Raw genomic sequence first — 25,254 nt, forward strand, 5'->3', positions numbered from 1 at the left:
GTTTGCCTCCGGCAGCTTGGGAAACCCTGCTCATCAGATGGCCAACAAAAGGATTACTGCAATGAAAGAGACATGGATAAACCGCTTTCCGGGCCTCAGCACACTGCCACAGGATCTGCAGGCCACTTTGGTGAACGGCTCCGAAGTTATCACTGTGCCTGCGGGCGGCAGCATCTTTTCCCCGGATCAGGCCTCTGACACGCTTTTGCTGCTGCTAGAAGGGTCGATCTGCGTCAAACGGCGTTCCGACACCGGGCGGGATGTGACGCTTTATCGGGTGTCCGAGGGTGACAGCTGCATTCTGACAACCGCCTGTATTCTGGCGTTTGAAGATTATTCCGCCGAAGGCACTGCCGAAACGGATGTGCGCGCGGTCTCCATACCGAAAGCCACCTTTGACGCGCTGGTGGTGCAGTCCTCTGATTTTCGCGACCTTGTGTTCAAAGCCTATTCCAAACGGATCACCGATCTGTTTTCACTGGTGGATGACATTGTGTTCCGACGCATGGATGTGCGGCTGGCGGCGCGGCTGCTCGAACTTGCGGATCACACCGGCCACGTCAAAGCCACCCATCAGGTGCTGGGCACCGAGCTTGGCACCGCGCGCGAGGTTATTTCGCGCACCCTTTCCGAATTTCACCGCAGCGGCTGGGTCGAACAATCCCGTGGCGCCGTACAAATCGTCAAACGTGCCGCGCTTGAACATATGGTGCGCGCGGCCCACGGCGTCTGAACGCAACGCCCGTTCAAACGTGATATTGTCACCAAGACCGCACACAATCGCATGCAAATGTCTTTGAAACGATGATTCTGTGGGAAACGACACTGTTCAACGCTCGCGCTCTTACTCTGGGCGCGCCGCATTCGGCTCGGGCGTTGAAGAACACGGCAGCATCCCCGCTGATTGAGCCCGCCGCTCAGTCCCAAAGAACGTCCAACCACACCCGCGCGCATTCGCCGCTCAGAAGATAACAAACGACCACAATCGCATTGGAGATCACCATGCAGTTTTTCCCCGCTTCCGCCCAACCTGGCAGCCCAAATGTCGCTGCGTTTTTTGAGAAAATGACGGGTTCCTGGCAATATGTGGCATGGTGCCCCGAAACCAAAAACGCCGTGATCATCGACCCGGTGCTTGATTTCGACCCTGCGGCAGGTGCCACCTGGACCTATAGCGCCGATGAATTGATTGCCTATTGCGCCCGCGAAGAGCTGAACGTGGAATGGGTGCTCGACACCCACCCCCACGCGGATCACTTCTCTTCGGCCCATTACATCAAACAGGCCCTTGGCGGCGCGCCCAAACAGGCCATCGGCAAACTGGTGCTGCGGGTGCAGGAAATCTGGTCGGATATGTACGCCAACGACTCCCTGCAAAGCCACGATGAATTCTGGGACCAGCTGTTTGAACCGGGTGACAGCTTCAAAGTGGGCAATTGCACCATTGATGTAACGCTGTCGACCGGCCACACGCTGGCCTCTATCACCTATACAATGGGCGATGCAGTCTTTGCCCATGACACCTTTATGGTGCCCGACAGCGGCAGCTCGCGCTGTGACTTCCCCGGTGGTTCATCGGCGGAAATGTGGGACACGCTGCAGGCGATCCTTGCCATGCCTGCCGAGACCCGCGTTTTTGTTGGCCACGACTATTGTAAAGGCGGCCGCCAAGAGGCCTGCATGGCCACCGTTGCAGAGCACAAAGCCAGCAATATCCACGTGAAAGATGGCATCTCGCGTGAGGAATTCATCACCACCCGCGACACCCGCGACGCAACTCTGCCGCTGCCAGCACGCATGCTTTATGCGCTGCAGGTCAATATCCGCGGTGGTCGCCTGCCCGACGCCGACGCAAAGGGGCGCGCGGTGCTGTCTGTGCCGCTGAACCGCTTCAGCTCCAAACTGGCAAAAGCCTTTGAAGCAGACGCTGCGGTCAAAGCTGCGGAGTAAATCCCGATTTCACACACAAAAGGGGCGCGCCAGCGCCCCTGAAACGCGCGAAAATGAGGAAGACAGAATGGGCTTCAAGAAAATCTCCGACGAACTTGGCGTCAGTGCTCAAATCAGTATCAAAGATGTCCAGGCCGCGGCAGACGCCGGGTACCGGGCCATCATTTGCAACCGCCCCGATGGGGAAGGCGCAGATCAGGTCTCATTTGGCGAAATCGAAGCCGCAGCCAAGGCCGCCGGGATCGAAGCCCGCTATGTTCCGGTAAAACAAGGCATGGTCCGCGACGCAGATGTGGCAGAATTCAGCGCAGCCCTTGCCGCCCTGCCTAGCCCGGTGCTGGCCTATTGTCGCTCGGGCATGCGCTCGGCCAGCCTGTGGTCATTTCACGCGGCCAAACGCCAGCCGATCGCAGACATCCTCGCCGTGACCAAAGCCGCGGGCTATGACATGGGCGGCGTCGCCCGCCGCATTGCCAATGACGGTAAAACCCCGGTTGATACCGGTGACGCAAAATTTGGGATTGTCATTGTTGGCGCAGGCGCGGCAGGCATTGCCGTTGCCGCAGGTCTGAAAGCGCGCGACGCGTCGCTCGATATTGCCATAATCGACCCGGCTGACATTCACTATTACCAACCTGGCTGGACAATGGTTGGCGGCGGTATCTTTGATGCCCAGACCACCGCAAAAACCATGGGCAGCCTGATCCCACGTGGGGTGCAGTGGATCAAAGCCGCCGTAGCCGCGTTTGAGCCTGACAAAAACGCAATTATCCTCGACGGTTGCCGTGTGGTCACCTATGATCGGCTGGTGGTTTGCCCCGGTCTCAAACTCGACTGGAGCGCGGTGGAAGGTCTCGAAGAGACCCTGGGCCGCAATGGTGTAACCTCAAACTATCGCTACGATCTGGCCCCCTACACCTGGGAACTTGTGCGCAATATGAAACAGGGGCGCGCGCTGTTTACCCAGCCGCCGATGCCGATCAAATGCGCCGGTGCACCGCAAAAAGCGATGTATCTGTCAGGTGATGCCTGGCACCGCGCAAATGTTCTGAAAGACATCGACATTCAGTTCATGAACGCAGGCGGCGTGCTTTTTGGCGTCAAAGACTACGTCCCCGCCCTGATGCAATACGTCGAAAAATACGATGCGTCGCTCAACTTCTTCCACAATCTGAAATCGGTCGACGGCCCGGCCCGCACAGCAACCTTTACGGTGCAAAAGCCCGAAACCACCCCAGAAGACATCACCGTCGAGTTTGACATGATGCATGTCTGCCCGCCCCAGACCGCCCCTGATTTCATCAAGGTCTCGCCGCTGGCAGATAGCGCGGGCTGGGTCGATGTGGATCAGTCGTCTTTGCGCCACAAAACCTATGACAACATCTGGTCGCTGGGCGATGTGATGAACGCCCCCAACGCCAAAACCGCAGCGGCTGCGCGTAAACAGGCGCCCACGGTGGCCAATAACATCATTGCCGACATCAATGGCACATCGCCCGTGGCGCAATATGATGGCTATGGCTCCTGCCCGCTGACGGTAGAACGGGGGAAAATCGTGCTGGCGGAATTTGGCTATGGCGGCGCGCTTAAACCAAGCTTCCCCAAGTTCCTGCTTGATGGCACCAAACCCTCCCGCGCAGCCTGGTTCCTTAAGGAAACCATGCTGCCACCGATCTACTGGAAGGCGATGCTGCGCGGCAAGGAATGGCTCGCAAAGCCTGAAAAAATCAACGTATCCGCAAAATGAGGCCGCTGTCACATCCCCCCGGATCTTTGTGGATCCGGGGCTGTGGTGGTGCCGCGCGCTCAAACACGCTGCGTCGCTATGGAAATACCCAAATTCTTTGTCAGACTGCGAAGGAAGCTCCCGTCCCCGCAGTCTCTCGTTGTGAAAAAAGATCACCGTTATGAACTTAAAGAGATATCTGCCACTTCTTGAATGGTTGCCGAGCTATGACCGTCAGGCGTTCACGAGCGATGGTCTTGCCGGGCTGATCGTTGCAATCATGTTGGTGCCTCAGGGCATGGCCTATGCGCTTTTGGCGGGGCTGCCTGCCGAGGTCGGCCTTTATGCCAGCATTGTGCCTTTGGTGTTTTACGGGCTGCTTGGCTCAAGCCGGGCACTGGCGGTTGGACCTGTGGCCATTGTTTCATTGATGGTTGCAAGCACGCTGGGCGAAGTCGTCGAAAGCGGCACCTCCGGTTATCTTGCCGGGGCGGTGATGCTCGCGTTTTTGAGCGGTGCCATCCTGTTGGGCATGGGGCTTGCGCGGGTTGGCTTTTTGGTCAACTTCCTCAGCCATCCGGTGATTTCGGGCTTTTCCAGCGCCGCGGCGCTGATCATCGGGTTTTCCCAGCTCAAACACCTCTTGGGGTTCAACATCCCGCGCAGCCATTTGATTACCGAAACCATCGCCCATGCCATCAGCGATATCAACCAGCTCAACCTTGTCACCTTTGGCATTGCGCTTGGCTCTCTGGTGATCCTGCTTTTGTTCAAAAGCCGCGTCTCACCGATGCTGCAACGTCTGGGTGCCCCCAAAGGCCTGGCCGACGCGCTGGGTAAATCTGGCCCACTGGTGGCAGTGGGCACAACAACAGTGCTGGTCTGGATCATGGGCTTGAATGTCAGCAATGGTGTAAAAATCGTGGCAGACATCCCCTCGGGGCTGCCCGCATTGGCGCTGCCGGTCTGGGATCTAGAACTGATCCGCGAGCTGCTGCCAGCGGCAACGCTGATTTCCGTTGTGGGTTTTCTTGAAAGCGTATCGGTGGCGAAATCCCTCGCCAGCAAACGACGCCAAAAAATCGATGCCAACCAAGAGCTGATCGCCCTTGGTGCGGCAAACCTCGGCGCGGCCTTTACCGGCGGCTATCCCGTCACCGGTGGTTTCAGCCGCAGTCTGGTGAATTTCACCGCCGGTGCGGTGACACCGTTTGCCTCCATTATCACCGCCGGGCTGATTGCGGTGACCGTGGTGTTCTTTACCCCGATGCTTTATTTTCTCCCCAAGGCAACGCTTGCGGCGATCATTGTTGTGGCGGTGGCCAATCTGATCGACATCCGCACCCTGCGCGAGGCCTGGGCCTACAATAAGGCGGATGCGGTTTCATTGATTGCCACCTTCTTTGCGGTGCTTTCACTGGGGATCGAATTGGGGATCATTGCCGGTGCCGGCCTTTCGATTGCGCTGTATCTGTGGCGCACAAGCCGTCCGCATATGGCGGTGGTGGGCCGGGTTGGCACCTCTGAGCATTTCCGCAATATCCGACGCCATGAGGTCAAAACGGATCCGCATGTGCTGGCGATCCGGGTGGATGAAAGCCTCTATTTTGCCAATACCGCCTATCTTGAAGATGAAATACTCGCCTGTGTGGCTGATTGCGATCAGGTGGAACATCTGGTGCTGATCATGAGCGCGGTGAACTTTATCGATGCCAGCGCGTTGGAAAGTCTGGAAACTTTGTGCGAGCGTCTGCACGACGCCGGTGTGACCACCCACCTCGCTGAGGTCAAAGGCCCGGTGATGGACCGGTTGGAAAACGTGGGTTGGCTCAAACATCTGGGCGAAGGCCATGTCTTCCTCAGCATCCATGCCGCGATGTCAGAACTGTCGCCGCGCTACGCCGCCAAAGTGGCCTAAACCTATGCGCAATGCGGGCAACCGCTGGCATTGCGCGCTTCTTTGTTGCGACGTGAACAGCTGTGAGTAATTCACCCAGTGGTCCAAATCTGGCCAAATGGCTTTACCGCAGGGCCGCACGCGCCTGTGCAAAGGCTTCGGTGTGATCAAGATTCACATAGTCAAGCTTTGCCGCCAAAATGGCCTGATGCACAGCAGGTGCGCCACTATTGGTGTAGACCATCGTTTCAAGCCCCAGCGCACGACAGTGATCCAAAAGCCCCGGCACCTGCATCTGCGCGGGGGTCATTTCCACCAATGACGCATGAAAAAGATCCCGCGCCATTGCGGGGGACTTGGCAATATTGAGCGTGATCATCTTGCGAAACTCGGGCGCAACCGCATGCAGCCCTTCGCGCATCATTTGCGAAAACGAGAAATAAAACGTCTCTTCCACCATGCCAAGGTCACGCACCAGATCCGCAACCTTTTGCGGGTTGCACCATTTGAGTTCAACATAGACCCCGGCCCGGCCCCGCAGATGTTCCAGATAGGCATCCAGCCGCGGCACCCGTTCACCGGCAAAAGCAGGCGCAAACCAGCTGCCCGCATCCAGCTGGTCAATCTGTGCCGAAGCGTGCAAACCAAACGCACCCGCGCCAGTGCTTGTGCGCTCCAATGTGTCGTCATGAAACGCATAAAGCACCCCATCCGCGCTTTCACGCACGTCGAGCTCAATATAGTCTGCGCCCTGCGCCAAGGCACGATCTGCCGCGGCAAAGGTGTTTTCAGGCGCAACCAGATTGGCCCCCCGGTGGCTTACGATTTTGGTCATCTCACGCTCCTTCTTGCAGCAAGCGCGCGCCCGTTGCCGCACCACTGTATCACAGGGCCTGCCTATGAAATCAGTGTGATGGAGGTGTGACGCAACAGCATTGGCCTGCAACACCACCTTGCATCTTGCGGCACATGACGTAGCCCAAACTCCCCTCACATCGGCGGTAAAGACGGCCTAGCCTTTAAACCCGCCCCGCATCTTGTGCAGCAGGCCAACCAGCTGATCGAGCTCTGCAACTTCAAGCCCGGTGTCTTGCACCATACAAGCGGTGATCGCGCGCGATTCTGCCTTTAGCGCCCGGCCCTTCTCCGTCAGATTGACCACAACGCGGCGTTCATCCGTTTTGCTACGCGCGCGCTGCACCAGCCCCTCGGCCTCCAGCCGTTTCAACAATGGCGTCAGCGTGCTGGTCTCCATCGACAGGCCAGTCGCCAGCTCGCTGACAATGCGCGCGTCCTTTTCCCACAATAAAGTCAAGGTGATATACTGCGGATAGGTCAAGCCAAGCGGGCTGAGATGTTTCTTGTAGGCCCGATTTACCACATGCCAGGTCGAGTAAATCGCATGGCAAAACATGTCATCGGCATTCTCGGGAAGAGTGATTTCAGTCATCGGTGGCCTGCCATTGCGGATCAGTCATTGTGTCGCACGCGATACAATTGCGTTGCATTTAATTGCTCCCTAAATAATTTATCACTGACCGCACCGCAAGATGCTCCATTTTCCAGCCACTGCGGTCACACCAGCACCCAAAGGTGCTGGCCCTTCAACACAGGAGAATACGATGAACGCACATGTGGGCAAGCAGCTGTTGGACGCAGCTGAAAAAGTACTGGTGATTTCCAAAACCGATCTGCAGGGCAATATCACCTATGTGAACGATCTTTTCTGCACCCTCACCGGTTTTGAGCGCGAAGAAATCGTTGGCAAACCACATAATATTGTTCGCCACAAAGACGTGCCCAAAGCCATCTACAAAGAGATGTGGGACACCATCAAAGCAGGCAATATCTGGAGCGGTGTGATTCCCAATGTGGGCAAAGGCGGCGTTGTTTATATCGTTGATACCACCGTGCAGCCGATCTTTGACGACAAGGGCGACATCGCCGAATACATCAGCGTGCGTCGGGTGATCAACGATCTGATGGCGGATTTCGAAAGCCTCGAGTTCTCCAAAGAGAAATTCGACGAGTTCCACGGCTGATCCAGGAGAGTGCCCAATGTCCCAGACCATTCTTGCGTTTGGGTCGGAATCTGGAAATGCGGAGCGCTTGGCAAATCAATTTGCCGAGCGCCTGCAGGCCAATGATCCACATTCCGCCCCCCATTCCACCCCACTGTGTCCGCTGCCGCTGAACCAGGTTGATTGCAGCAAACTTGGCGCGGATGATCTTTTGCTGGTGATCACCAGCAGCTTTGGCGATGGGGAGCCCCCCGCCAATGCCGAAGCCTTTCTCGACCAGCTGCCCGCAGCCTGCTCGTTCCGCTATGCTGTGTTTGGCCTGGGCGATGTGTCTTATCCCAATTTCTGCGGCTATTCCAAAGATCTCGATGCGGCGCTCAGCCAAAAGGGTGCGCATCCCATCGCCGCGCGGGTGGATGCGGACATCTATTTCGATGGGTTCTTTGATCAATGGTTTGATGCCATCAGTCGCTATCTTGCTGGTGATCCGGCTCAGGCGGCGGCGCTTGATCTGCAGGTGGCTGCCTATGGAGACAGCGCGCCTTATGAGGCCAAGATCCTACGCCATGACCGCATCAGTGACAGCGTGCTGAATGTTGAGCTCGATATCGCGGGCAGCGGCATCCAATATGCGCCGGGTGATCTTGTCTATCTCTATCCACAAAACGACCCGTTTTTGATGATGGCTCTGGCCACATGGTTTGAAGCCGATGTGAGTGCGCTTGCGCAAAAAGACCTGCGCGCCCTGCCCAAAACGCTGCTCAAAACCGTGGCCCGCGCAACTGGCGACAGCGATCTGGCTGAGCTGCTCAAGTTCAAAAACCGCGCAGCCCTGCAGGATTATCTCTATGGGCTTGATATCTTAGACCTGCTGGAAACGCGCGACCCCGGCAAGCTCATCACCTTGGATGATCTGCAAGAGGTCTTGCCTGATATTGCGCCGCGCGCCTATTCGATTGCCTCGGCCAGCCCTCAGAAGCTGCGCCTGTGTATGCGCGAAATCAGCTATGACCACAGCGGGCGCAAACATCTTGGCCTCTCTACCGGTTATATGGCGGCCCGCGCTGTTGGCGACAGCGTGCCCATTGCGGTGCGGCCCAATCCGGAATTTGCCTTTGATGCGGACAGGCCCGCACTGATGATTGGCACCGGTGTTGGCGTGGCGCCGTTCATTTCCTATTTGGAACAGCAAAGCCAGCAGGATGAAAGCCAAACCAACATTCTGTGCTTTGGTGAAAAACTCAGCCATTGTGATTTCCTTTATGGGGATTTTCTCACCAGCTGTCAGGCCATGGGCACGCTTTCGACGCTGATCACTGCCTATTCGCGCGACCATGAGCAGAAATTCTATGTGCAGGATGCAATGCGCGCCAATGCAGATGCCCTATATGGGGCCATCCAATCCGGCGCGGTGATCTATGTCTGCGGCAACAAATCCCATCTTGGCGGGGCGGTGAATGATGCGCTGTTGGATGTGTTCCAACAGGCGGGTCAGAACAGCCCCGAAGAAGCCAGCGCCATGCTGCGCGCGCTTGAAACGGCTGGTCGGATCCGGCGCGACCTGTTTTAAAACGCCAAAGCCCACCCCCCTTGGGAGGTGGGCTTTGAAACAGCGCTCAAAACAATGTCCGGGGTAGCCAAGTGGCAACCGCAGGCAGCAGCCACACCAGCAAGATCCCCACAATCTGCAAGCCTATGAATGGCGCAACCCCCCGATAAATCTGGGTGGTGCTGATGTCCTTGGGGGCAACAGCGCGCAGATAAAACAGCGAAAACCCAAACGGCGGCGTCAGAAAGCTGGTCTGTAGATTGATCGCCAGCAACACCCCCAGCCAGATCGGATCATGCCCCATCACAATCAGGCTTGGCGCAACCAGCGGCAGCACAATCACCGAGATCTCCACAAAGTCGAGGAAGAAGCCCAGAACAAACACAAACAGCATCACAAACAAAAGCGCGCCCGTTGGACCGCCCGGCAGGTTAGCGAGCAGATGCGCCACACGGTCCTCGCCGCCAAGGCCGATGAACACGAGCGAAAAGAACCCAGCCGCCAAAATGGTGGCAAAAATCATCGCCGTCATGGTCAATGTTGATCCCAGCGCCTCTTGCACCATGCCGTTTTGAATGCCCGCGCGCAGCGCCATCAATGCGGCCCCCAGCCCGGCAATGGCAAGGCTCAGGTAAAAACCACCGATGGCCCATTCAAATGCGCCCGCATCACTGCGCTGCAATCGCACGGGGTTTAGCCCGGCCAGAACACCCAGCAAAATCAACGCGCCCGCCCCCAGAAAGATCAGCCTGGGCCGCGCGCTGATTTTACGCCCGGCCATCAGCAAAGCGCCAATTGCACCCACTGATGCAGCCTCGGTTGGGGTGGCGACCCCGCCTAAAATGGCACCAAGCACCGCAAAAATCAGCAACAGCGGCGGCACCACCGCGCCCATAAGTTCAGCGCGCGACGGGCGTGCCAGCCCGATGTCAGCCGCTGGCATATCCTGCGGCCTGAACGCGCCGCGGATCAGGATGTACAGCACATACAGCCCCACCAGCAAAAGCCCCGGCAGGATGGCCGCGGCAAAGAACTGGCCAACAGACAGCGCCTCAACCGAGAATTTTCCCTGCTCATATTGCGCCTGCTGATAGGCGTTTGACATCACATCAGCGAGGATGATCAACAGGGTTGAAGGCGGAATGATCTGCCCTAACGTGCCCGCAGTGCAGACAATACCCGAGGCCACCGCCGGATTATAACCCGCGCGCAGCATGGTGGGCAGCGCAATCAGCCCCATGGCAATCACGGTTGCACCCACAATCCCGGTCGAGGCCGCCAAAAGCGCCCCCACCAGCACCACCGACAGGCCCAGACCGCCGCGCAGCTGGCCAAAACTGCGCCCCATGGTATCCAGCAGCTCTTCGGCGATGCGGCTTTTTTCCAGAATGGCCCCCATCAGCACAAACACCGGGATCGCAATCAGCACCGTGTTGCTGATCAAGCCAAAGGCCCGCTGCCCCAGCGCCCCCAGCAATGACACATCCATCACCCCCAGCACCCAGCCGAGATAGGCAAAAATCACCGCCACACCCGCGATGCAAAACGACACTGGAAAGCCCGACAGGATCGCCGCCATCAGTGCCGCAAACATAATCAGATCAAGGTATTCAATCATTGTTCGGGGCGCTCCAGCAACAGGTGGATCAGCAGTGACAGCGATTGCAGCAGGATCAGGATACAAAAGGCGGGGATCAGGGATTTCAGCAAAAACACTGCCTCAATGCCCCCTACAGAAATTGGCCCTTCAAGGATTTTCCAGGAATTGCGCACCGACGGCCACGACCAATACAGAAACGCACCCATCGATGGCATCAGCAATGCGAGATGGCCAAAGATATCGACCCGCCGCTGCGCCGCCCGGCTGAGGCTGGCAAAAAACACATCCACCCGCACGTGTTTATCCACCAACAGCGTGTACCCCGCTCCCAGCATAAACACGGTCGCATGCATATAAAGCACGCTTTCCTGGGCCGCGATGGAATTGACGCCAAAGACATAGCGCCCAATCACAATACAAAACTGCACCAGCACCAATAGCAACGCGAGCCACCGCACCCAGCGGGCGACCACACGGTTCAACTGGTCGATGCCTTCAGCCAAAGCCAGCATCCACATCCCCATCAAATTGAAAAAAGGCCGCGCAGCCAGGGCGCGGCCCCAATGGCATCAATATCCAAATGCACCGGCGCGGGCGTTCATCTGCCCATTGTCGGCATAGGTCATGTAGCCGCCCACCAGATCGCGATAGCTGATAAAGCTCTCGGTGATGCGCCGCACCAGCTCATCCTCATCAGCCAGATATTCCTGCATGATCTCATCAGCGGCTTTGCCCATCGCAGCGATCACATCATCGGGCAGTTTGCGCACCTGCACCCCGTGATCTGCCACCATGACCTTCAGCGCCTGTGCGTGTTTGGTCATATATTCCGTCCACACCGGATTATAGAGCCCGTGACAGGCCTGGGTCACAACCTCTTTCAGATCATCGGGCAGTGCCGCATAAGCATCTGCATTCACGCCACATTCCTCGGCGGAGGACGGCTCACCGACACCGGGCCAGTAGTAATTCTTGGCCACTTGATAATAGCCCAGCGCGGAATCGGTCCACGGGCCGATAAACTCTCCCGCGTCCAGCGCGCCGGTTTGCAGCGCCTGAAACATGGCTGGCCCGCTCATGGCTTCGGCTGCCATGCCCAACTTGGCTGCCATCTGCGAGGCAATGCCGGTGGTGCGGAACTTCAGACCCTTCAGATCTTCAGCTGAGTTGATCTCATCCTTGAACCATCCCGCCCATTGCGGACCAGAGTTGCCACACAGGAACGGCTTGATACCAAAGCGGCCGTACATCTCATCATAAAGCGCCTGACCACCCCCGTGATAAAGCCAGCCAAACTGTTCATCCGCGCGCAGGCCAAAGGGTTGTGATCCAAACAGCAGGATGCCTTTGGATTTCGACCCCCAATAGGCAGGCACCGCGTGGTACAGCTCCGCCGTGCCTTCAGACACCGCATCAAACACGCCACGCCCCGGCACCAATTCACCAGCCGCAAAAAGTTTCACCTGAATGCGTCCGCCCGAAAGCGTGGTGATGCGATCCGCCAGCATCTGCGCTGCGACACCCGGTCCTGGCAGGTTCTTGGGCCAGGCGGTGACCATCTTCCATTGCATCACCCCTTGCGCAATAGCAGGGGCAGCCAGCGATGAAGCCGCACCAACGGCCCCCGCTGCCAAAAACTTACGTCTGTCCATTTTATATCTCCCGGTTGAGTACTGTTTCAAAAAAGGGTGGTCATCTTGATGCGGCCTTACAGTGTTGGACCGTCTTTATGTGACCTCAAGTGATGCCCAGGGGTGGCCGCCATTGGTGGCGGCCTTATTGTTGTTATGTCAGCCTAAAATACGTGGCAGGCGCAGCCCGTGTTCGCGGGCGCAGTCAATCGCCTCGGCATAGCCCGCATCTGCGTGGCGCCAGACCCCGCTGGCCGGATCGTTCCACAACACACGTTCCAGCCGTTTGGCGGCCTCAGGTGTGCCATCGGCGCAGATCACCACGCCAGCGTGCTGGGAAAAGCCCATGCCAACCCCACCGCCATGATGCAGGCTGACCCAGGTTGCGCCAGAGGCCGTGTTCACCAACGCATTCAAAAGCGGCCAGTCAGACACCGCGTCTGAGCCATCTTTCATGGCCTCGGTCTCGCGATTGGGCGAGGCAACCGAGCCACTGTCAAGATGGTCACGCCCGATCACAACCGGTGCTTTCAATTCACCATTGGCGACCATCTCGTTAAACGCGAGCCCCGCCTTGTGGCGATCACCCAGCCCGATCCAGCAGATCCGCGCGGGCAGCCCCTGAAACGCAATGCGATCGCGGGCCATATCCAGCCAATTGTGCAGATGGGTGTTCTCTGGGAACAGCTCCTTCATCTTCTGGTCGGTCTTGTAGATATCCTCGGGATCGCCGGACAGGGCCGCCCAGCGGAACGGGCCAATACCACGGCAAAACAGCGGGCGGATATATGCGGGCACAAAGCCTGGGAAATCAAAGGCGTTCTCCAGCCCCTCTTCCAGCGCGACCTGACGGATATTATTGCCATAATCGAGCGTCGGCACCCCGGCGTTCCAGAAATCCACCATCGCGGCCACATGCACTTTCATGCTGGCGCGGGCGGCTTTTTCAACGGCTTTGGGATCGCTTTCGCGTTTTTCACGCCACTCGGTCATGCCCCATCCCTGCGGCAGATAGCCGTTGATCGGGTCATGGGCGCTGGTCTGATCGGTGACAATATCCGGGCGCACACCACGTTTATAGAGCTCGGGGAACACATCCGCCGCATTGCCCAACAGCGCGACCGATTTTGCCTCACCTGCCGCAGTCCAGCGTTCGATCATCTCAAGCGCTTCATCAAGGCTTTCGGTCTTTTCATCCACGTAACGGGTGCGCTGGCGGAAATCGATGCTGTCGGGGTTACATTCCACCGCCAGACAGCAGGCTCCTGCCATCACCGCCGCCAAGGGCTGCGCGCCGCCCATACCACCAAGACCACCGGTCAGGATCCATTTGCCAGTGAGATCACCGCCATAATGCTGACGCCCGGCTTCGGCAAAGGTTTCATAGGTGCCCTGCACAATGCCCTGACTGCCGATATAGATCCACGACCCCGCCGTCATCTGGCCATACATCGCCAGACCCTTCTTATCGAGCTCGTTGAAATGATCCCAATTGGCCCAATGGGGCACGAGGTTTGAATTGGCAATCAGCACGCGTGGCGCATCTGTATGGGTTTTGACAATGGCAATGGGTTTGCCCGATTGCACCACAAGGGTCTCGTCTTCCTCCAGATCTTTGAGCCCGGCCACCATGGAATCAAAGTCTTCCCAGGTGCGCGCGGCTCGGCCAATACCGCCATAAACCACCAATTCATGCGGGTTTTCCGCCACATCCGGATGCAGGTTATTCATCAGCATCCGTAACGGGGCTTCGGTCATCCAGCTTTTGGCATTCAGCTCTGGGCCGGTGGGTGGAAACACATCGCGTGTGTTTTTACGTGGGTCGCTCATCTGGGTCTCCAGTTCTTCAAAAATTCAAGGCCCGTCTTCAAATGGGTGCGCAGCGCCGCGGCCCGCGCGGCCTCATACGGCCAGGGCGGCGCTTCGTGCATGTAGGTTGCCTGCGCCAGCTCCATCTGAATGGCGTGAAAGCCCTCACCCGGGCGGCCATAGTGGCGGGTGGTCCAGCCGCCCTTGAAGCGGCCGTTCAACACATTGCTATACCCATCTGCATTGGTGCAGATCCGGTGCAGCCCCGCCTCGATCTCCGGTGCGCAGCTCTGGCCTTCGTTGGTGCCAATGTTGAAATCCGGCAGGCGGCCCGCAAACAGAAACGGAATGTCGCCGCGGATCGAATGGCAATCGTAAAGCAGCGCAAAGCCATGACGCGCCTTGACGCGGTCTAGTTCCGCTGCAAGCGCGGCATGATAGGGCGCGTGATACAGATCCGTGCGGCGCATGATCTCGGCCGCATCCGGCGCGTTCCCCGCGTGATAAATCGCACGCCCATCAAAATCTGTCAGCGGGCACAGGGTGGTGGTGTTTTGTCCGGGATAGAGGCTTATCCCCGATGGATCGCGGTTCACATCAATCACATAGCGATGCATGGGCGTGCGCACCGTGGTCACATCCGCCACCAGATCCGCATAAAGATCATGAATATGCCAGTCGGTGTCGGCCATGGCGCGGCCAGTGTCATTCAGCCCCGCCAACACATCATCCGGAATATCTGTCCCCGTATGGGGCAACCCCAAGACAAGCGGGCTATCCCCGCGCTGAACTTCGATCATAGGCTCAGCTCCAGCCCAACCGCCTGCGCCAGCGCATCAGAGCGCACCGCAACCGCCGCCGCATCAATATCGGGTGCCATATAGCGATCCTCCTCAAGGCTGGGGACCGAAGCACGCAGGCATGCAATCGCCTTTTGCAAAGTGGCTGAGGTCATCAAAGGCGCGCGGTATTCAATGCCTTGCGCCGCGCACATGGCCTCAACCCCGAGGATCACCGCCAGGTTTGCAACCATCCGATCAAGACGGCGCGCCCCATGGGCTGCCATGCTGACATGGTCTTCTTGGTTGGCGGATGTGGGCGTGCTGTCCGTAGAGCACGGATTGGCCAGGTGTTTGTTTTCGCTCATCAATGCGGCGGTGGTAACTTCGGCAATCATCAGCCCCGAGTTTAGCCCCGGCTCTGGCGTCAGAAACGGTGGCAGGTCATGGGATAAGGTTGGATCCACCATCAGCGCCACCCGACGCTGGGCAATTGCGCCAATCTCGGCCAGCGCCAGCGCAATCTGATCCGCGGCAAAACCCACAGGTTCCGCATGGAAATTACCACCTGACAGGATCTTGCCCGTTTCCACAATCACCAGCGGATTATCGGTGACCGCATTGGCCTCAATCTCAAGCGTGCGCCCGGCATAGCGCAGCAAATCCAGCGCCGCGCCGGTGACCTGCGGCTGGCAACGAATGCAATAAGGATCCTGCACGCGGGCGTCGCCATCGCGGTGGCTTTCGCGGATCTCACTGCCCTTCAGCAATAGCGACATGCCACGGGCCACATCGATCTGGCCCTGATGCCCCCGCAGCGCATGAATTTCCGGCGTCAACGGCGCAGTGGATCCCATGATGGCATCGGTCGACAAAGACGCGGTCACCACGGATGCGCGCACCATCCGCCTGGCATCAAACAGCCCCGCCAGGGCGCAGGCGGTGGAAAACTGGGTGCCATTGATCAGCGCCAGCCCCTCTTTCGGGCCCAGCACCACAGGTTGAAGCCCGGCTTCGCGCAATGCCTCGCCGCCACGCAGGCGCTGGCCTTGATAAATCGCCTCACCCTCGCCGATCATCACCGCCGCCATATGCGCCAGCGGTGCCAGATCACCCGACGCCCCAACCGAGCCCTTTTCCGGGATCACCGGCACAACACCGCGCGCAAGCATGGCCTGAATGAGGTCGGGCAGCGCCCAACGCACCCCAGAAGCCCCGCGTCCCAGCGACAACAGCTTTAGCGCCATCATCAGGCGCACGGTTTCAACCTCCAACGGATCCCCTACCCCACAACAATGGGACAGGATCAGATTGCGTTGCAGGGTCTCTGTGTCTTTGGGGGCAATGCGCACCGAGGCCAGTTTGCCAAAGCCCGTGTTGACGCCGTAAACCGGCGTTTCCCCATTGGCGGCGGTTTCAACCAGCGCCGCAGAGGCATCAATGCCCGCGCGGGCGCTGTCGCACAGTTTTACCGCAATATCGCTGCGCCAGATGGTTTCCAATTCCGACAGCGACGCCATGCCGGGCTGTAGTATCAGGGTCAAAACGATCCTCCAAAGATACGCGAGTGAAGCGGGTTGATGCCAATTCCATACGAGAGCTCAGCCGGATCCTGCACGTTCCAGATGGCAAGATCCGCGCGTTGCCCCGGGGCAATCATACCGCAATCGGTTAATCCAAGCGCGCGCGCCGCCACACGGGTGGTGCCCGCCAGCGCTTCGGCCGGGGTCAAACGAAACAGGGTGCAGGCCATATTCATCGCCAACAATAGTGATCCCATTGGCGATGAGCCCGGATTCCAATCAGTTGCCACCGCCATCGCCACGCCTAGATCACGAAACGCCTCAACCGGCGGGGCCTGGGTTTCATGCAGCGCATAAAACGCACCGGGCAACAGCACCGCGACCGTGCCCGCCGCCGCCAGCGCCGAGGCATCATCGGGGGTGGCATATTCCACGTGATCCGCTGACAGCGCCTTGTATTTTGCCGCCAGCGCAGTGCCGCCGAGATGGCTCAGCTGCTCCGCATGGAGTTTCACCGGCAGGCCCAGCGCAAGCGCGCGGTCAAACACGCGGGCAATCTGTGTGGTGTCAAAGGCAATGCCTTCGCAAAACCCATCCACCGCATCCACCAACCCTTCTGCATGGGCGCGTTCAAGCGTGGGCAGGCAGATCTCATCAATATAGCGATCCGCATCCATCCCCGCAGGCACTGCATGGGCGCCCAGAAAGCTGGTTTTCACCCGGACAGGCCGCAGGCGGCCAATCTGACGCGCCACCCGCAGCATTTTGATCTCGGCATCCTGATCCAGCCCATAGCCGGATTTCACCTCAACGCAGGTCACTCCCTGCGCAATCAAGGCATCCACACGGGTCAGCGCAGTTTGCAACAACGTCTCTTCGCTGGCCCCGCGCGTCGCCGATACCGTTGAAACGATCCCGCCCCCGGCGCGGGCGATCTCATCATAGCGCGCCCCGTTCAGGCGCATCTCAAACTCACGCGCGCGATTGCCGCCATGCACAATATGGGTGTGGCAATCAATCAAGCCAGGCGTCACCAGCCGCCCCATCTGCGGATGTCTGACCCAATCCGCATAGGCTGCGGGCAGCTCCTGCCCCACCCAGACAATATGCCCCTTTTCAACGGCAATCGCCGCATCGCGCAGCAATCCATAGGGATCATCGGCGGTGGTATTGGCCAGTGTAGCCACAGTCACATCCGTGAGGAGAAATCGGGAGCTCATGCATTAACCTTGCTTTATAGATGCACATATATTTAATATGTCACTACATAATAATGTCAATGGAGTTATTCCGGTGCAAGTGATCCATGCAAAACAAGCGCTTACCGCCACGGGCTGGCAGCGCGATCTGCAAGTGGAAATTGACCCCAGCGGGCGAATCGCCACGCTCGGCGCGCAGACAGGGACGGCAACACACCACGTGGATCTGCTGTTGCCTGCGCCGGTCAATCTGCACAGCCATGCGTTTCAACGCGCAATGGCAGGCCTCACCGAGGCCCGCGGCCCCGATCCGCGCGACAGTTTCTGGACCTGGCGCAAGCTGATGTATCAATTTCTGGATCAACTCACGCCCGAGCATGTGGAAGCCATCACCGCCATGGTGTTTCTGGAAATGCTGGAGGCGGGCTATGCGGGCGTTGCGGAATTTCACTACCTGCATCATGCAGCCGACGGGGTGCCTTATGCGAATCTGGCAGAGCTCTCCCAACGTATTGTTGCCGCTGCCGACAGCACCGGCATTGGCCTGACGCTTTTGCCGGTGCATTATCAATACGGCGGCTGCGATCTGCGCCCACTACAGGGTGGACAGCGCCGGTTTGGCAATGACGTCGAACAATTTCTGCGCCTGCGTGAACAGGCCGCAAAGGCCCTGACCGCAGCCGATGCCACCCTTGGCGTGGCCCCCCATTCGCTGCGCGCCGTCGATCCCGCCGGGTTAAAAACAGTGCTGGCTGAGGCAAAAACAGGCCCGATCCACATGCATCTGGCCGAACAGGTCGCCGAGGTTGAAGAGGTCAGCGCCCATCTCAATGCGCGCCCCACCGAATGGCTGTTGAACAACCACGCGGTGGACGCGCGCTGGTGTCTGATCCATTGCACCCAAATGACCACAGAAGAAACCATTGCGCTGGCAAAAACCCAGGCCGTGGCCGGGCTGTGTCCGCTCACAGAATCCAATCTGGGCGATGGGATTTTCAACGGCACGGACTATCTGAACGCGCAGGGCCGTTTTGGGATGGGCTCGGATTCCAACGTACAGATCTCGCTGTTTGAAGAACTCAAAACCCTGGAATATTCGCAACGGCTGCGGGATCGCTCTCGTGCCGCGCTTGCAACGCAAGAGCGTTCTACCGGGCGGGTGCTGTTTGAAGGCGCTGTTCAGGGCGGCGCACAGGCCGGCGGGCGCAACAGCGGTGCGCTGCGCGTGGGGGCCTGGGCCGATCTCATCGCGCTTGATACAGACACGCAGTATTTGTGCAACCGTCAGGGTGATCAGCTACTTGATAGCTTGATCTTTGCAGGCGCAGGCCCCAGCAGTATCCGCGACGTCTGGAGCGCAGGCCGTCATGTGGTGAAGCAGGGTCGCCATCCCCGCCGCGATGACATAATCTGCCGCTTCAAACGCACACTAAACCAGCTGGAGACCACGCTTTGAGCGAGCCAACCCGCCTATCCTGGACTGATGTACGCGACCAGATTCGCGCCCGCATCCTCAGCCGCACCTATGCGCCGGGGGATCGCCTCCCCCGCGATGAGGACATCGCCCAGGAGTTTGGCTGCGCCCGCACCACCGTCCATCGCGCCATGCAGGATCTGGCGCAGATGGGCCTGGTGGAGCGTAAACGCAAAGGCGGCACCCATGTATTGAGCGACCCTGTCACCCGCGCCACCTTCGACATTCCCATTACCCGCTGCGAGGTGGAACAGCGCGGCGCAAAATATGACTACCAGCTGATCAGCCGCGCGCTGGAACAGACGCCCACAGGCGTGATGGCGCGCTTCGGCCTGCACACCCCGCGTGAAATGCTGCGGGTCAAGGCGCTGCATCTGGCCGACAACCGCCCCTATGTGTTTGAAGATCGCTGGGTCGACACCCAATCCACCCCGGAAATCCTGGATGTGGATCTCACCCGCGAAAACGCCAATGAATGGCTGGTGCACAATAAACCCTTCAGCCGGGTCGATGTGCGCTTTTCTGCGATGAATGCCACCGCTGACAACGCGCACCACCTGGATACGCCCGAGGGCAGCGCGCTGTTTGTGATTGAGCGCACCACCTGGATCGGCAGCGCCCCGATCACCACGGTACAGTCGCTGGCGGCACCGGGCTATCAGCTGGCTGCAAACACGGGTTGAGGGCGAAATCCTGCGAGAAGCGATTTGTGGCCTCTGTCCCACGTGAACTTGCAGGACGATCCAACGCCCAAGCCTTTGATCTGTTTCACAGCTTTTTGGTCAAGACAGACAGTGGTGCTGTTGGGACGCGGAGGTCGGCTTTGCGGACAAAACAGAAGTTGGGCATTGTCGTACCAATGGCTCCTTGCGGTAAAATCGAGATACGCTTGGGAACGCTGGATTTGTTTCCTGCGCAATACTTAAGGGCGTGGGACAGGGTGGCTGAAATGAACCTACGAAGCGCTTCGTTATTCAAGTTACGTGTTTAGCTGACCGAAAAAGGTGGTCCACACGTGCTGCGTGTCGATGTTGTAACAGGTTCTTCTTTACGCTAAGCCTTTTGGCGTGAACATACTGCGCGGCATACTCGTAATCGCCCTGATTGCCATGCTCTTGATCGGGAACCTGATCGAGGGTGCTGCGCATGCCGGAGCCTCTGACTGCATTGGCGCGCATTGCCACGAACATGCAAGAGTGAGTGACAGCCGTGAGATGGCGTATTCACATGAAGACAATGTTGGCGATCTTATTACGCATGATTGTTGCGATCAGATTTTCTGCCAAGCCGTGGCGTTGCCCGATTTCCCAGCTTTGGTTCACCCGGTGGGCCTCCAATCTGCGTCTCGAGCTCAAATCGGTCTGCTCGCTGCTGTGAACAGGCCCCGAACGCTAGAACGACCGCCTAACAGCTGAACATGTTCTTTGGGATTTGCCCAAGCCTTTGGGCAAGCCGTGACCTTTCGCGCCCCTTTGGGCGATCGAAGTTTCATTCAGCATGTTAGGGAATTCACGTGAACAAAAAATACCTAGTCCTTGGCGCGACTGCCGTTGTAGCAGCTGTCGCTGCATCCTTCTTTCTTCGCCCTGAACCACCGCAGGAAAGCGCACAAACCAGTCCGACAGCTGGCACGGCAATCGTCTCGATCACCATGCCAGAGATCAGCGGGAATACCGCAATTGGTCAAAACATCTTTGAAAGAATCTGTGCGGCGTGTCACGGCACGCAAGGTGTCGGCAATGCGGAGGCCGGGCCACCGCTTATTCACAAGATCTATGAACCCGGTCATCACGGGGACGAAAGCTTTCAGCGCGCTGTTGCCCAAGGCGTTCGCGCCCATCATTGGCGATTTGGCGACATGCCGCCGGTCGAGGGTCTCACACGTGGCGACGTTGCTATGGTGATCGATTATATTCGCGAAATCCAACGCTCCAATGGGATTAACTGAGGGATACGACTATGAAAAAACTTGCACTATTCGCTTTGCTTGCGGCGCTTTCGTCGACCGCATTTGCCCATTCCCGCGTGGATATGACTACCCCCGAGAATGGCGCAGTGATGACAGATGTTCCCGCCGAAGTTAGTTTCAACTTCGCAGATGACATTCGTCTGACACGGGTAGAAATGACCCATGCAGTTCACCCAACAGTGCAGCTCGACCTGGGCGACCAAAAGAGCTTTGATCGCGCCTTCACGCTTCCCCTGGATGACATGGGGGTCGGCACCTATCGTATCGAATGGCGCGGGCTGGGGGTCGATGGTCATGTGATGCAAGGCGACTTCACGTTTACGGTGGAGTGAGCATGCCGGATATATGGGGTCAGGCCGCTATCCTGACGAAACTATTTTTGTACGTCAGTGCATTGGGGGCAGTCGGCTTGGTGATCGTCCAGATTGCCTTTGCGGGCGAAACCGCCTGTGTCGCCAAACGCATGCGCGCCCAAACTATCGGCCTCGTGGTGGTAGCGATTTCGGCTTCCGCGTTTGGTTTCTTGCTGCGAGGTGCGGCTCTTACCGGTGGCGCGGATGGAATGACTGACCCCGAAATGCTGGGCCTTTTGTGGCAGACACCAGTAGGTGAGGCGCTTTTGTGTCGTCTCGCGGGGGGCGCATTGATCATCGTCGGTTTGTTAATATCCAGCCATGGTCATTGGCTCGCGCTGGCCGGTGGATTGCTCTTGCTTTGGTCGTTTGCCCAGATTGGTCACGTCACTGATATTGGCACTTTCGCTGTGCGGCTTCTTTTGCTGCTGCATCTTGTCGGCGTTGCCTTCTGGGTTGGTATCTTGCCGCCCTTGCACCACCTGTCGCGCGCACCGGATCGTCTTACCCCAGCAACACAGCTCGGCCATCATTTTGGCCGAGTTGCAACGATCATCGTCCCTGTTCTGATATTGGCCGGTCTCATTATGGGCTGGATGCTGACAGGCTCACTGACGGCCTTGTTTGGCACAGGATATGGACAAGCCTTGCTGGTCAAGCTCGCACTTGTTGCCGTGGTGCTGACGCTAGCTGCGGCAAATAAGCTCCGTTTTGTCCCTGCCATGCAGGCTGGAGAGGCCGCTGCCGCGCGGCATCTGGCACTGTCCATTCAAATCGAAACACTGGTCATTCTGGCGGTACTTGCAGCCACCGCCACATTAACCAGTGTGCTTACTCTGCCAAGCTGAGGCCATCATGATCACAAGATTTACGCCCGTTTTGATTTTATGTATTTCCCCGAGCCAATCCTTCGCCGCTCACGAGTTGGACAATCGCGATGTGATAAATGGGCAAGCTCTATACGCAGAACACTGTGCGTCGTGCCATGGAGCCAAACTCGAAGGGCGGCCGAATTGGCGAACACCAGATGAAAACGGCATTCTCCCTGCGCCGCCCCATGACGAAACGGGGCACACCTGGCACCACGACAACCAATTGTTGTTTGAATATACCAAACTGGGTGGAGAGGGCGCGCTGGCCGCACGTGGGGTCACGGGGTTTGCCAGCGGGATGCCGGGATTTGGTGGAATGCTGACGGATGAGGAGATCTGGAATATTCTTGCCTTTGTCCGCTCAACCTGGCCGGAGCCAGTGCAAGACATCCAAGCCGGGCGAAACCCTGTGCACGAATAGTCCATTGGGCGTCGGGCCTGCTTTGCATCACATTCAAGTTAGCACGGCTGCAACAAGCACTTCCGCGAAGTATGAACTTAGTCCAAACAAGGAGACCGAACCATGCTGACACGCCGTCAAACGCTCGGACTACTAGCCACTGCACCAACTGCGGTTATCGTTTTACCGTCAGTTGCCTTGGCACGCGAACCCGATGTGTTCCAAAACCCGGTCGCGATGAATGCCGTCGATCCAATCGCCTATTTCGAGCAGCAGAAACCGATATTGGGCGCGGCGGCACATGCAAGGCGTTGGAATGGTGCAGAATGGCGTTTTGCCAATAGGCTTAACGCAAACACGTTCGCAGCAACCCCAGAAGCTTATGCTCCTGTGTTCGGTGGATACTGCGCCTTTGCGGCGTCTCGTGGTTATCTTGCGCCAACGATCCCCGAGGCCTGGACCATCTACGAGGGCAAACTCTACCTGAATGCCAGCATGCGTGCGCAGGAGCTTTGGCTGCGCGACGTTCCGGGAAATATCGCTGCCGGCTTGCGCAATTGGCCGGACATCCTCAGGTAATCCGGATGGCAATGGGACTGTTCGGCGCTTACGAGGACTTGCGCAGCACGTATTCTCCGCGCCCTATTTTGCGCAAGGCCCCCTGGTCGGTCAGATCTTTCAACGCGCGATAGCAGGCCTCTTTGGTAAGGCCGATCTGGCTTGCAAACTGGGTGACAGAACCCTGCAACAGACCGCACGCCACCGCCTGAAAGACTCGCTCATGCGCAGATCTGACGGCGTGAAGCGTTAAAAGCTGACGATACTCTTGCACCTGCGTCGCCAACAACCTTGTTATGCTTTCAGAAAACGCAGCGTCCTTGCGCTGACGTGTCTGGATGGCGTGCTTTGAAAGGCGAATAACCTGAGACTGCGCGGTTGCTACCGCATCACAATGGTAATGACCGGAATAGAGCGAAGCTTCCGCAAACATGCTGCCCGCCAAGGCATTGTGCAGGGTTACTACAGTCCCCGCTTCGGTAATACGGGTCAAGCAAATCGCACCCGAAATAACGAAGAATACACCTCTTGTCTCGTCCCCCTGACGAAAGACGTGATCGCCCTTTGCCAAGGCCAAACACATGTGCGCGTCGTCATGCAAGAGATCAAAAGGTACAGGCAACATATGATTTCAATCATATTTGTTTCGGTGCGACGGGTCTATCACAGATCGAGCCACAACAAAAAATCGGTCACTCCATGTTCAAATTCTCGCTTTGCGTTTTTCTAACGCTCGCCACCTCTTCTGCTTTTGCTCAACACGCACACCACAACCAAAATGCTCCAAGGGAGGTTGGACAATCATCCTTCGCCGCGATTGCCGAGATCGTTGAGGTGTTGCTCGATGATCCTGAAACGGATTGGACCAAAGTAAATATCAGCGCCTTGCAAAACCACCTAGTGGACATGGATCTTGTGACCACCCGGGCCAAGGCCACAGCGGAAACAAACGGTTTGACTGTGGCGCTCACGGCCTTGGGCGAAGGCGAAACCGTTGGAGCAATTCAGCGGATGACAGTAGCCCATGCGCCGATGCTTGCGACCGAGACAGGCTGGAACATTGACACCGAGGTCACGATGTCCGGTGCCATCATGCACATCACTGTGACCTCTGAGGCCGATCTTGCGCGGGTGGTAGGTCTGGGTTTCTATGGGGTCATGACAATCGGTGCCCATCATCAGGCACATCATTTACAGATCGCGTTGAGCGCCGATCCGCATCATTGAGCTATTTCTGCTCCCTGCTGGTTCTCGAATGCGCATTTCGGGACTAGTGGTAAAGCTTTGTTAATACGCAAAAGTCACAGGTTCCGCGCGTGTTGTCGACATTCACGCAGACCGCAGCATCGGTCAAAGCGGACTCAAACTGCCATTTTCCGCACCGCAGGGAGCTTCGCGCAGGATTGCGCCCCTTATCTGCAGCTGCCCCCTCACTACGCTTGCTGACGGGCGCAAGTGAAGGGTGATACCCTCGCCAACCGCTGACAGTGCGCCACGAAAATGTGACCCTAAAATCCTTGGGACTTTGGTCGCGCTTGGTTCAAGCTCCACAGCACTTAAATTTCAAAGACACACAGAGGGAGGAGATCTGATGGCGGAACAATTGGAAAAAGTTGTGATCACCGAGGCAGGCCGCGCCCTGCTTGCGGAATTGCGCGCCGAACATGGCAATGTGGTGTTTCAGCTCTCGGCGGGGTGCTGCGATGGGACTGGCGCCATGTGTTTCACGGAAAACAGCGCCTTTATCGGCACCAATGATGTGAAACTCGGCGAAGCCGATGGCGCGGGCGTCTGGGCCTCACCCTCGATTGCCGGGATCTGGGAAAACTCACAGCTGATCATCGATGCAGGCCCCGGCAGCGGTGATGGCTTCAGCCTTGATAATGGCCGCACCACCCGGTTTCTGACCAAAGCACGCATTATCTCACCCAGCGCGTAACCCGA

The 25,254-nt window shown here is 57.9% G+C and carries 25 protein-coding genes; 15 read left to right on the forward strand and 10 right to left on the reverse strand.

Annotated elements, in window-relative coordinates; genetic code table 11:
• Positions 1 to 61: 61 nt before the first annotated feature.
• From GG681_RS07945 to GG681_RS07960, 4 genes are all read left to right on the forward strand, one after another.
• On the forward strand, positions 62 to 733 hold the full coding sequence (locus tag GG681_RS07945; protein ID WP_153546853.1) for a Crp/Fnr family transcriptional regulator: 672 nt from the start codon (positions 62 to 64) through the stop codon (positions 731 to 733).
• A gap of 269 nt (positions 734 to 1,002) precedes the next feature.
• Entirely contained in the window at positions 1,003 to 1,950 is a 948-nt protein-coding gene (locus tag GG681_RS07950) for an MBL fold metallo-hydrolase (protein ID WP_153546855.1), read from the forward strand.
• 67 nt (positions 1,951 to 2,017) lie between these two features.
• Positions 2,018 to 3,697, forward strand: a complete 1,680-nt coding sequence (locus GG681_RS07955) for a bifunctional protein tyrosine phosphatase family protein/NAD(P)/FAD-dependent oxidoreductase (protein WP_153546857.1) — start codon at positions 2,018 to 2,020, stop codon at positions 3,695 to 3,697.
• A 160-nt stretch (positions 3,698 to 3,857) separates the two neighbouring features.
• Complete coding sequence (locus GG681_RS07960; RefSeq protein WP_153546859.1) at positions 3,858 to 5,594, forward strand: SulP family inorganic anion transporter; 1,737 nt, start codon at positions 3,858 to 3,860, stop codon at positions 5,592 to 5,594.
• A 103-nt stretch (positions 5,595 to 5,697) separates the two neighbouring features.
• Here GG681_RS07960 and GG681_RS07965 read toward each other — a convergent pair whose 3' ends face one another.
• Both GG681_RS07965 and GG681_RS07970 read right to left on the reverse strand, forming a co-directional pair.
• On the reverse strand, positions 5,698 to 6,408 hold the full coding sequence (locus GG681_RS07965) for a glycerophosphodiester phosphodiesterase family protein (RefSeq protein WP_153546861.1): 711 nt from the start codon (positions 6,406 to 6,408) through the stop codon (positions 5,698 to 5,700).
• Between the two features lie 177 nt (positions 6,409 to 6,585).
• Positions 6,586 to 7,023 carry a MarR family winged helix-turn-helix transcriptional regulator gene (locus tag GG681_RS07970; protein ID WP_153546862.1) on the reverse strand — a complete coding sequence of 146 codons (438 nt, stop codon included), beginning with the start codon at positions 7,021 to 7,023 and terminating at the stop codon, positions 6,586 to 6,588.
• Between the two features lie 172 nt (positions 7,024 to 7,195).
• Here GG681_RS07970 and GG681_RS07975 point away from each other — a divergent pair, with 172 nt between their 5' ends.
• Complete coding sequence (locus tag GG681_RS07975) at positions 7,196 to 7,615, forward strand: PAS domain-containing protein (RefSeq protein ID WP_153546864.1); 420 nt, start codon at positions 7,196 to 7,198, stop codon at positions 7,613 to 7,615.
• A gap of 16 nt (positions 7,616 to 7,631) precedes the next feature.
• On the forward strand, positions 7,632 to 9,164 hold the full coding sequence (locus tag GG681_RS07980; RefSeq protein WP_153546866.1) for a flavodoxin domain-containing protein: 1,533 nt from the start codon (positions 7,632 to 7,634) through the stop codon (positions 9,162 to 9,164).
• Between the two features lie 46 nt (positions 9,165 to 9,210).
• Here GG681_RS07980 and GG681_RS07985 read toward each other — a convergent pair whose 3' ends face one another.
• The 7 genes from GG681_RS07985 to hutI form a co-directional block, all read right to left on the reverse strand.
• Positions 9,211 to 10,761 (reverse strand): TRAP transporter large permease, encoded by a 1,551-nt coding sequence (locus GG681_RS07985; RefSeq protein WP_153546868.1) that lies wholly within the window; start codon positions 10,759 to 10,761, stop codon positions 9,211 to 9,213.
• Positions 10,758 to 11,255: a TRAP transporter small permease subunit gene (locus GG681_RS07990; RefSeq protein ID WP_153546870.1), complete on the reverse strand. Its 498-nt coding sequence runs from the start codon at positions 11,253 to 11,255 to the stop codon at positions 10,758 to 10,760. The genes GG681_RS07985 and GG681_RS07990 overlap by 4 nt, the downstream gene beginning before the upstream one ends.
• 57 nt (positions 11,256 to 11,312) lie before the next feature.
• Entirely contained in the window at positions 11,313 to 12,395 is a 1,083-nt protein-coding gene (locus tag GG681_RS07995; protein WP_153546872.1) for a TRAP transporter substrate-binding protein, read from the reverse strand.
• Between the two features lie 138 nt (positions 12,396 to 12,533).
• Positions 12,534 to 14,204: a urocanate hydratase gene (gene hutU / locus GG681_RS08000; RefSeq protein ID WP_153546874.1), complete on the reverse strand. Its 1,671-nt coding sequence runs from the start codon at positions 14,202 to 14,204 to the stop codon at positions 12,534 to 12,536.
• Entirely contained in the window at positions 14,201 to 14,983 is a 783-nt protein-coding gene (gene hutG / locus GG681_RS08005; protein WP_153546876.1) for an N-formylglutamate deformylase, read from the reverse strand. Before hutG ends, hutU begins: the two co-directional genes overlap by 4 nt.
• Positions 14,980 to 16,506, reverse strand: coding sequence for a histidine ammonia-lyase (gene hutH, locus GG681_RS08010; protein ID WP_153546878.1), 1,527 nt, complete (start codon positions 16,504 to 16,506; stop codon positions 14,980 to 14,982). The genes hutG and hutH overlap by 4 nt, the downstream gene beginning before the upstream one ends.
• Positions 16,503 to 17,705 (reverse strand): imidazolonepropionase, encoded by a 1,203-nt coding sequence (gene hutI, locus GG681_RS08015; protein ID WP_153546880.1) that lies wholly within the window; start codon positions 17,703 to 17,705, stop codon positions 16,503 to 16,505. The genes hutH and hutI overlap by 4 nt, the downstream gene beginning before the upstream one ends.
• A 73-nt stretch (positions 17,706 to 17,778) precedes the next feature.
• On the opposite strand from hutI, the gene GG681_RS08020 reads away from it, so the two are divergent.
• The 7 genes from GG681_RS08020 to GG681_RS08050 all read left to right on the forward strand — a co-directional run bounded on the left by GG681_RS08020 (position 17,779) and on the right by GG681_RS08050 (position 23,331).
• Positions 17,779 to 19,140 (forward strand): formimidoylglutamate deiminase, encoded by a 1,362-nt coding sequence (locus GG681_RS08020; RefSeq protein ID WP_328593306.1) that lies wholly within the window; start codon positions 17,779 to 17,781, stop codon positions 19,138 to 19,140.
• On the forward strand, positions 19,137 to 19,841 hold the full coding sequence (locus GG681_RS08025) for a GntR family transcriptional regulator (protein WP_153546885.1): 705 nt from the start codon (positions 19,137 to 19,139) through the stop codon (positions 19,839 to 19,841). The genes GG681_RS08020 and GG681_RS08025 overlap by 4 nt, the downstream gene beginning before the upstream one ends.
• An 830-nt stretch (positions 19,842 to 20,671) precedes the next feature.
• Positions 20,672 to 21,106: a c-type cytochrome gene (locus GG681_RS08030; protein ID WP_328593307.1), complete on the forward strand. Its 435-nt coding sequence runs from the start codon at positions 20,672 to 20,674 to the stop codon at positions 21,104 to 21,106.
• 11 nt (positions 21,107 to 21,117) lie between these two features.
• Entirely contained in the window at positions 21,118 to 21,459 is a 342-nt protein-coding gene (locus GG681_RS08035) for a copper resistance CopC family protein (protein ID WP_153546887.1), read from the forward strand.
• Between the two features lie 2 nt (positions 21,460 to 21,461).
• A complete protein-coding gene (locus GG681_RS08040) occupies positions 21,462 to 22,328 on the forward strand; it encodes a copper resistance D family protein (protein WP_153546889.1) in 867 nt (288 codons plus the stop codon).
• Between the two features lie 7 nt (positions 22,329 to 22,335).
• Positions 22,336 to 22,773 (forward strand): c-type cytochrome, encoded by a 438-nt coding sequence (locus GG681_RS08045; RefSeq protein ID WP_153546891.1) that lies wholly within the window; start codon positions 22,336 to 22,338, stop codon positions 22,771 to 22,773.
• A gap of 102 nt (positions 22,774 to 22,875) precedes the next feature.
• Positions 22,876 to 23,331 (forward strand): YHS domain-containing (seleno)protein, encoded by a 456-nt coding sequence (locus GG681_RS08050; protein ID WP_153546894.1) that lies wholly within the window; start codon positions 22,876 to 22,878, stop codon positions 23,329 to 23,331.
• A 28-nt stretch (positions 23,332 to 23,359) separates the two neighbouring features.
• Here GG681_RS08050 and GG681_RS08055 read toward each other — a convergent pair whose 3' ends face one another.
• On the reverse strand, positions 23,360 to 23,935 hold the full coding sequence (locus GG681_RS08055) for a Crp/Fnr family transcriptional regulator (protein ID WP_153546896.1): 576 nt from the start codon (positions 23,933 to 23,935) through the stop codon (positions 23,360 to 23,362).
• A 209-nt stretch (positions 23,936 to 24,144) separates the two neighbouring features.
• Here GG681_RS08055 and GG681_RS08060 point away from each other — a divergent pair, with 209 nt between their 5' ends.
• A complete protein-coding gene (locus GG681_RS08060) occupies positions 24,145 to 24,537 on the forward strand; it encodes a hypothetical protein (protein WP_235899781.1) in 393 nt (130 codons plus the stop codon).
• A gap of 364 nt (positions 24,538 to 24,901) precedes the next feature.
• Positions 24,902 to 25,249 (forward strand): DUF779 domain-containing protein, encoded by a 348-nt coding sequence (locus GG681_RS08065; RefSeq protein WP_153546900.1) that lies wholly within the window; start codon positions 24,902 to 24,904, stop codon positions 25,247 to 25,249.
• Positions 25,250 to 25,254: the final 5 nt, after the last annotated feature.

This window comes from Tritonibacter aquimaris, assembly GCF_009617595.1.
GTDB classification, from domain to species: Bacteria; Pseudomonadota; Alphaproteobacteria; order Rhodobacterales; family Rhodobacteraceae; genus Epibacterium; species Epibacterium aquimaris.

What these genes read in the sequence shown, in the direction of transcription:
- GG681_RS07945 (WP_153546853.1), top strand. Translation starts at nt 62, where the DNA reads ATGAAAGAGACATGGATAAACCGCTTTCCGGGCCTCAGCACACTGCCA.
- GG681_RS07950 (WP_153546855.1), top strand. Translation starts at nt 1,003, where the DNA reads ATGCAGTTTTTCCCCGCTTCCGCCCAACCTGGCAGCCCAAATGTCGCT.
- GG681_RS07955 (WP_153546857.1), top strand. Translation starts at nt 2,018, where the DNA reads ATGGGCTTCAAGAAAATCTCCGACGAACTTGGCGTCAGTGCTCAAATC.
- GG681_RS07960 (WP_153546859.1), top strand. Translation starts at nt 3,858, where the DNA reads ATGAACTTAAAGAGATATCTGCCACTTCTTGAATGGTTGCCGAGCTAT.
- GG681_RS07965 (WP_153546861.1), bottom strand. Translation starts at nt 6,408, where the DNA reads ATGACCAAAATCGTAAGCCACCGGGGGGCCAATCTGGTTGCGCCTGAA.
- GG681_RS07970 (WP_153546862.1), bottom strand. Translation starts at nt 7,023, where the DNA reads ATGACTGAAATCACTCTTCCCGAGAATGCCGATGACATGTTTTGCCAT.
- GG681_RS07975 (WP_153546864.1), top strand. Translation starts at nt 7,196, where the DNA reads ATGAACGCACATGTGGGCAAGCAGCTGTTGGACGCAGCTGAAAAAGTA.
- GG681_RS07980 (WP_153546866.1), top strand. Translation starts at nt 7,632, where the DNA reads ATGTCCCAGACCATTCTTGCGTTTGGGTCGGAATCTGGAAATGCGGAG.
- GG681_RS07985 (WP_153546868.1), bottom strand. Translation starts at nt 10,761, where the DNA reads ATGATTGAATACCTTGATCTGATTATGTTTGCGGCACTGATGGCGGCG.
- GG681_RS07990 (WP_153546870.1), bottom strand. Translation starts at nt 11,255, where the DNA reads ATGCTGGCTTTGGCTGAAGGCATCGACCAGTTGAACCGTGTGGTCGCC.
- GG681_RS07995 (WP_153546872.1), bottom strand. Translation starts at nt 12,395, where the DNA reads ATGGACAGACGTAAGTTTTTGGCAGCGGGGGCCGTTGGTGCGGCTTCA.
- hutU (WP_153546874.1), bottom strand. Translation starts at nt 14,204, where the DNA reads ATGAGCGACCCACGTAAAAACACACGCGATGTGTTTCCACCCACCGGC.
- hutG (WP_153546876.1), bottom strand. Translation starts at nt 14,983, where the DNA reads ATGATCGAAGTTCAGCGCGGGGATAGCCCGCTTGTCTTGGGGTTGCCC.
- hutI (WP_153546880.1), bottom strand. Translation starts at nt 17,705, where the DNA reads ATGAGCTCCCGATTTCTCCTCACGGATGTGACTGTGGCTACACTGGCC.
- GG681_RS08035 (WP_153546887.1), top strand. Translation starts at nt 21,118, where the DNA reads ATGAAAAAACTTGCACTATTCGCTTTGCTTGCGGCGCTTTCGTCGACC.
- GG681_RS08040 (WP_153546889.1), top strand. Translation starts at nt 21,462, where the DNA reads ATGCCGGATATATGGGGTCAGGCCGCTATCCTGACGAAACTATTTTTG.
- GG681_RS08045 (WP_153546891.1), top strand. Translation starts at nt 22,336, where the DNA reads ATGATCACAAGATTTACGCCCGTTTTGATTTTATGTATTTCCCCGAGC.
- GG681_RS08050 (WP_153546894.1), top strand. Translation starts at nt 22,876, where the DNA reads ATGCTGACACGCCGTCAAACGCTCGGACTACTAGCCACTGCACCAACT.
- GG681_RS08055 (WP_153546896.1), bottom strand. Translation starts at nt 23,935, where the DNA reads ATGTTGCCTGTACCTTTTGATCTCTTGCATGACGACGCGCACATGTGT.
- GG681_RS08065 (WP_153546900.1), top strand. Translation starts at nt 24,902, where the DNA reads ATGGCGGAACAATTGGAAAAAGTTGTGATCACCGAGGCAGGCCGCGCC.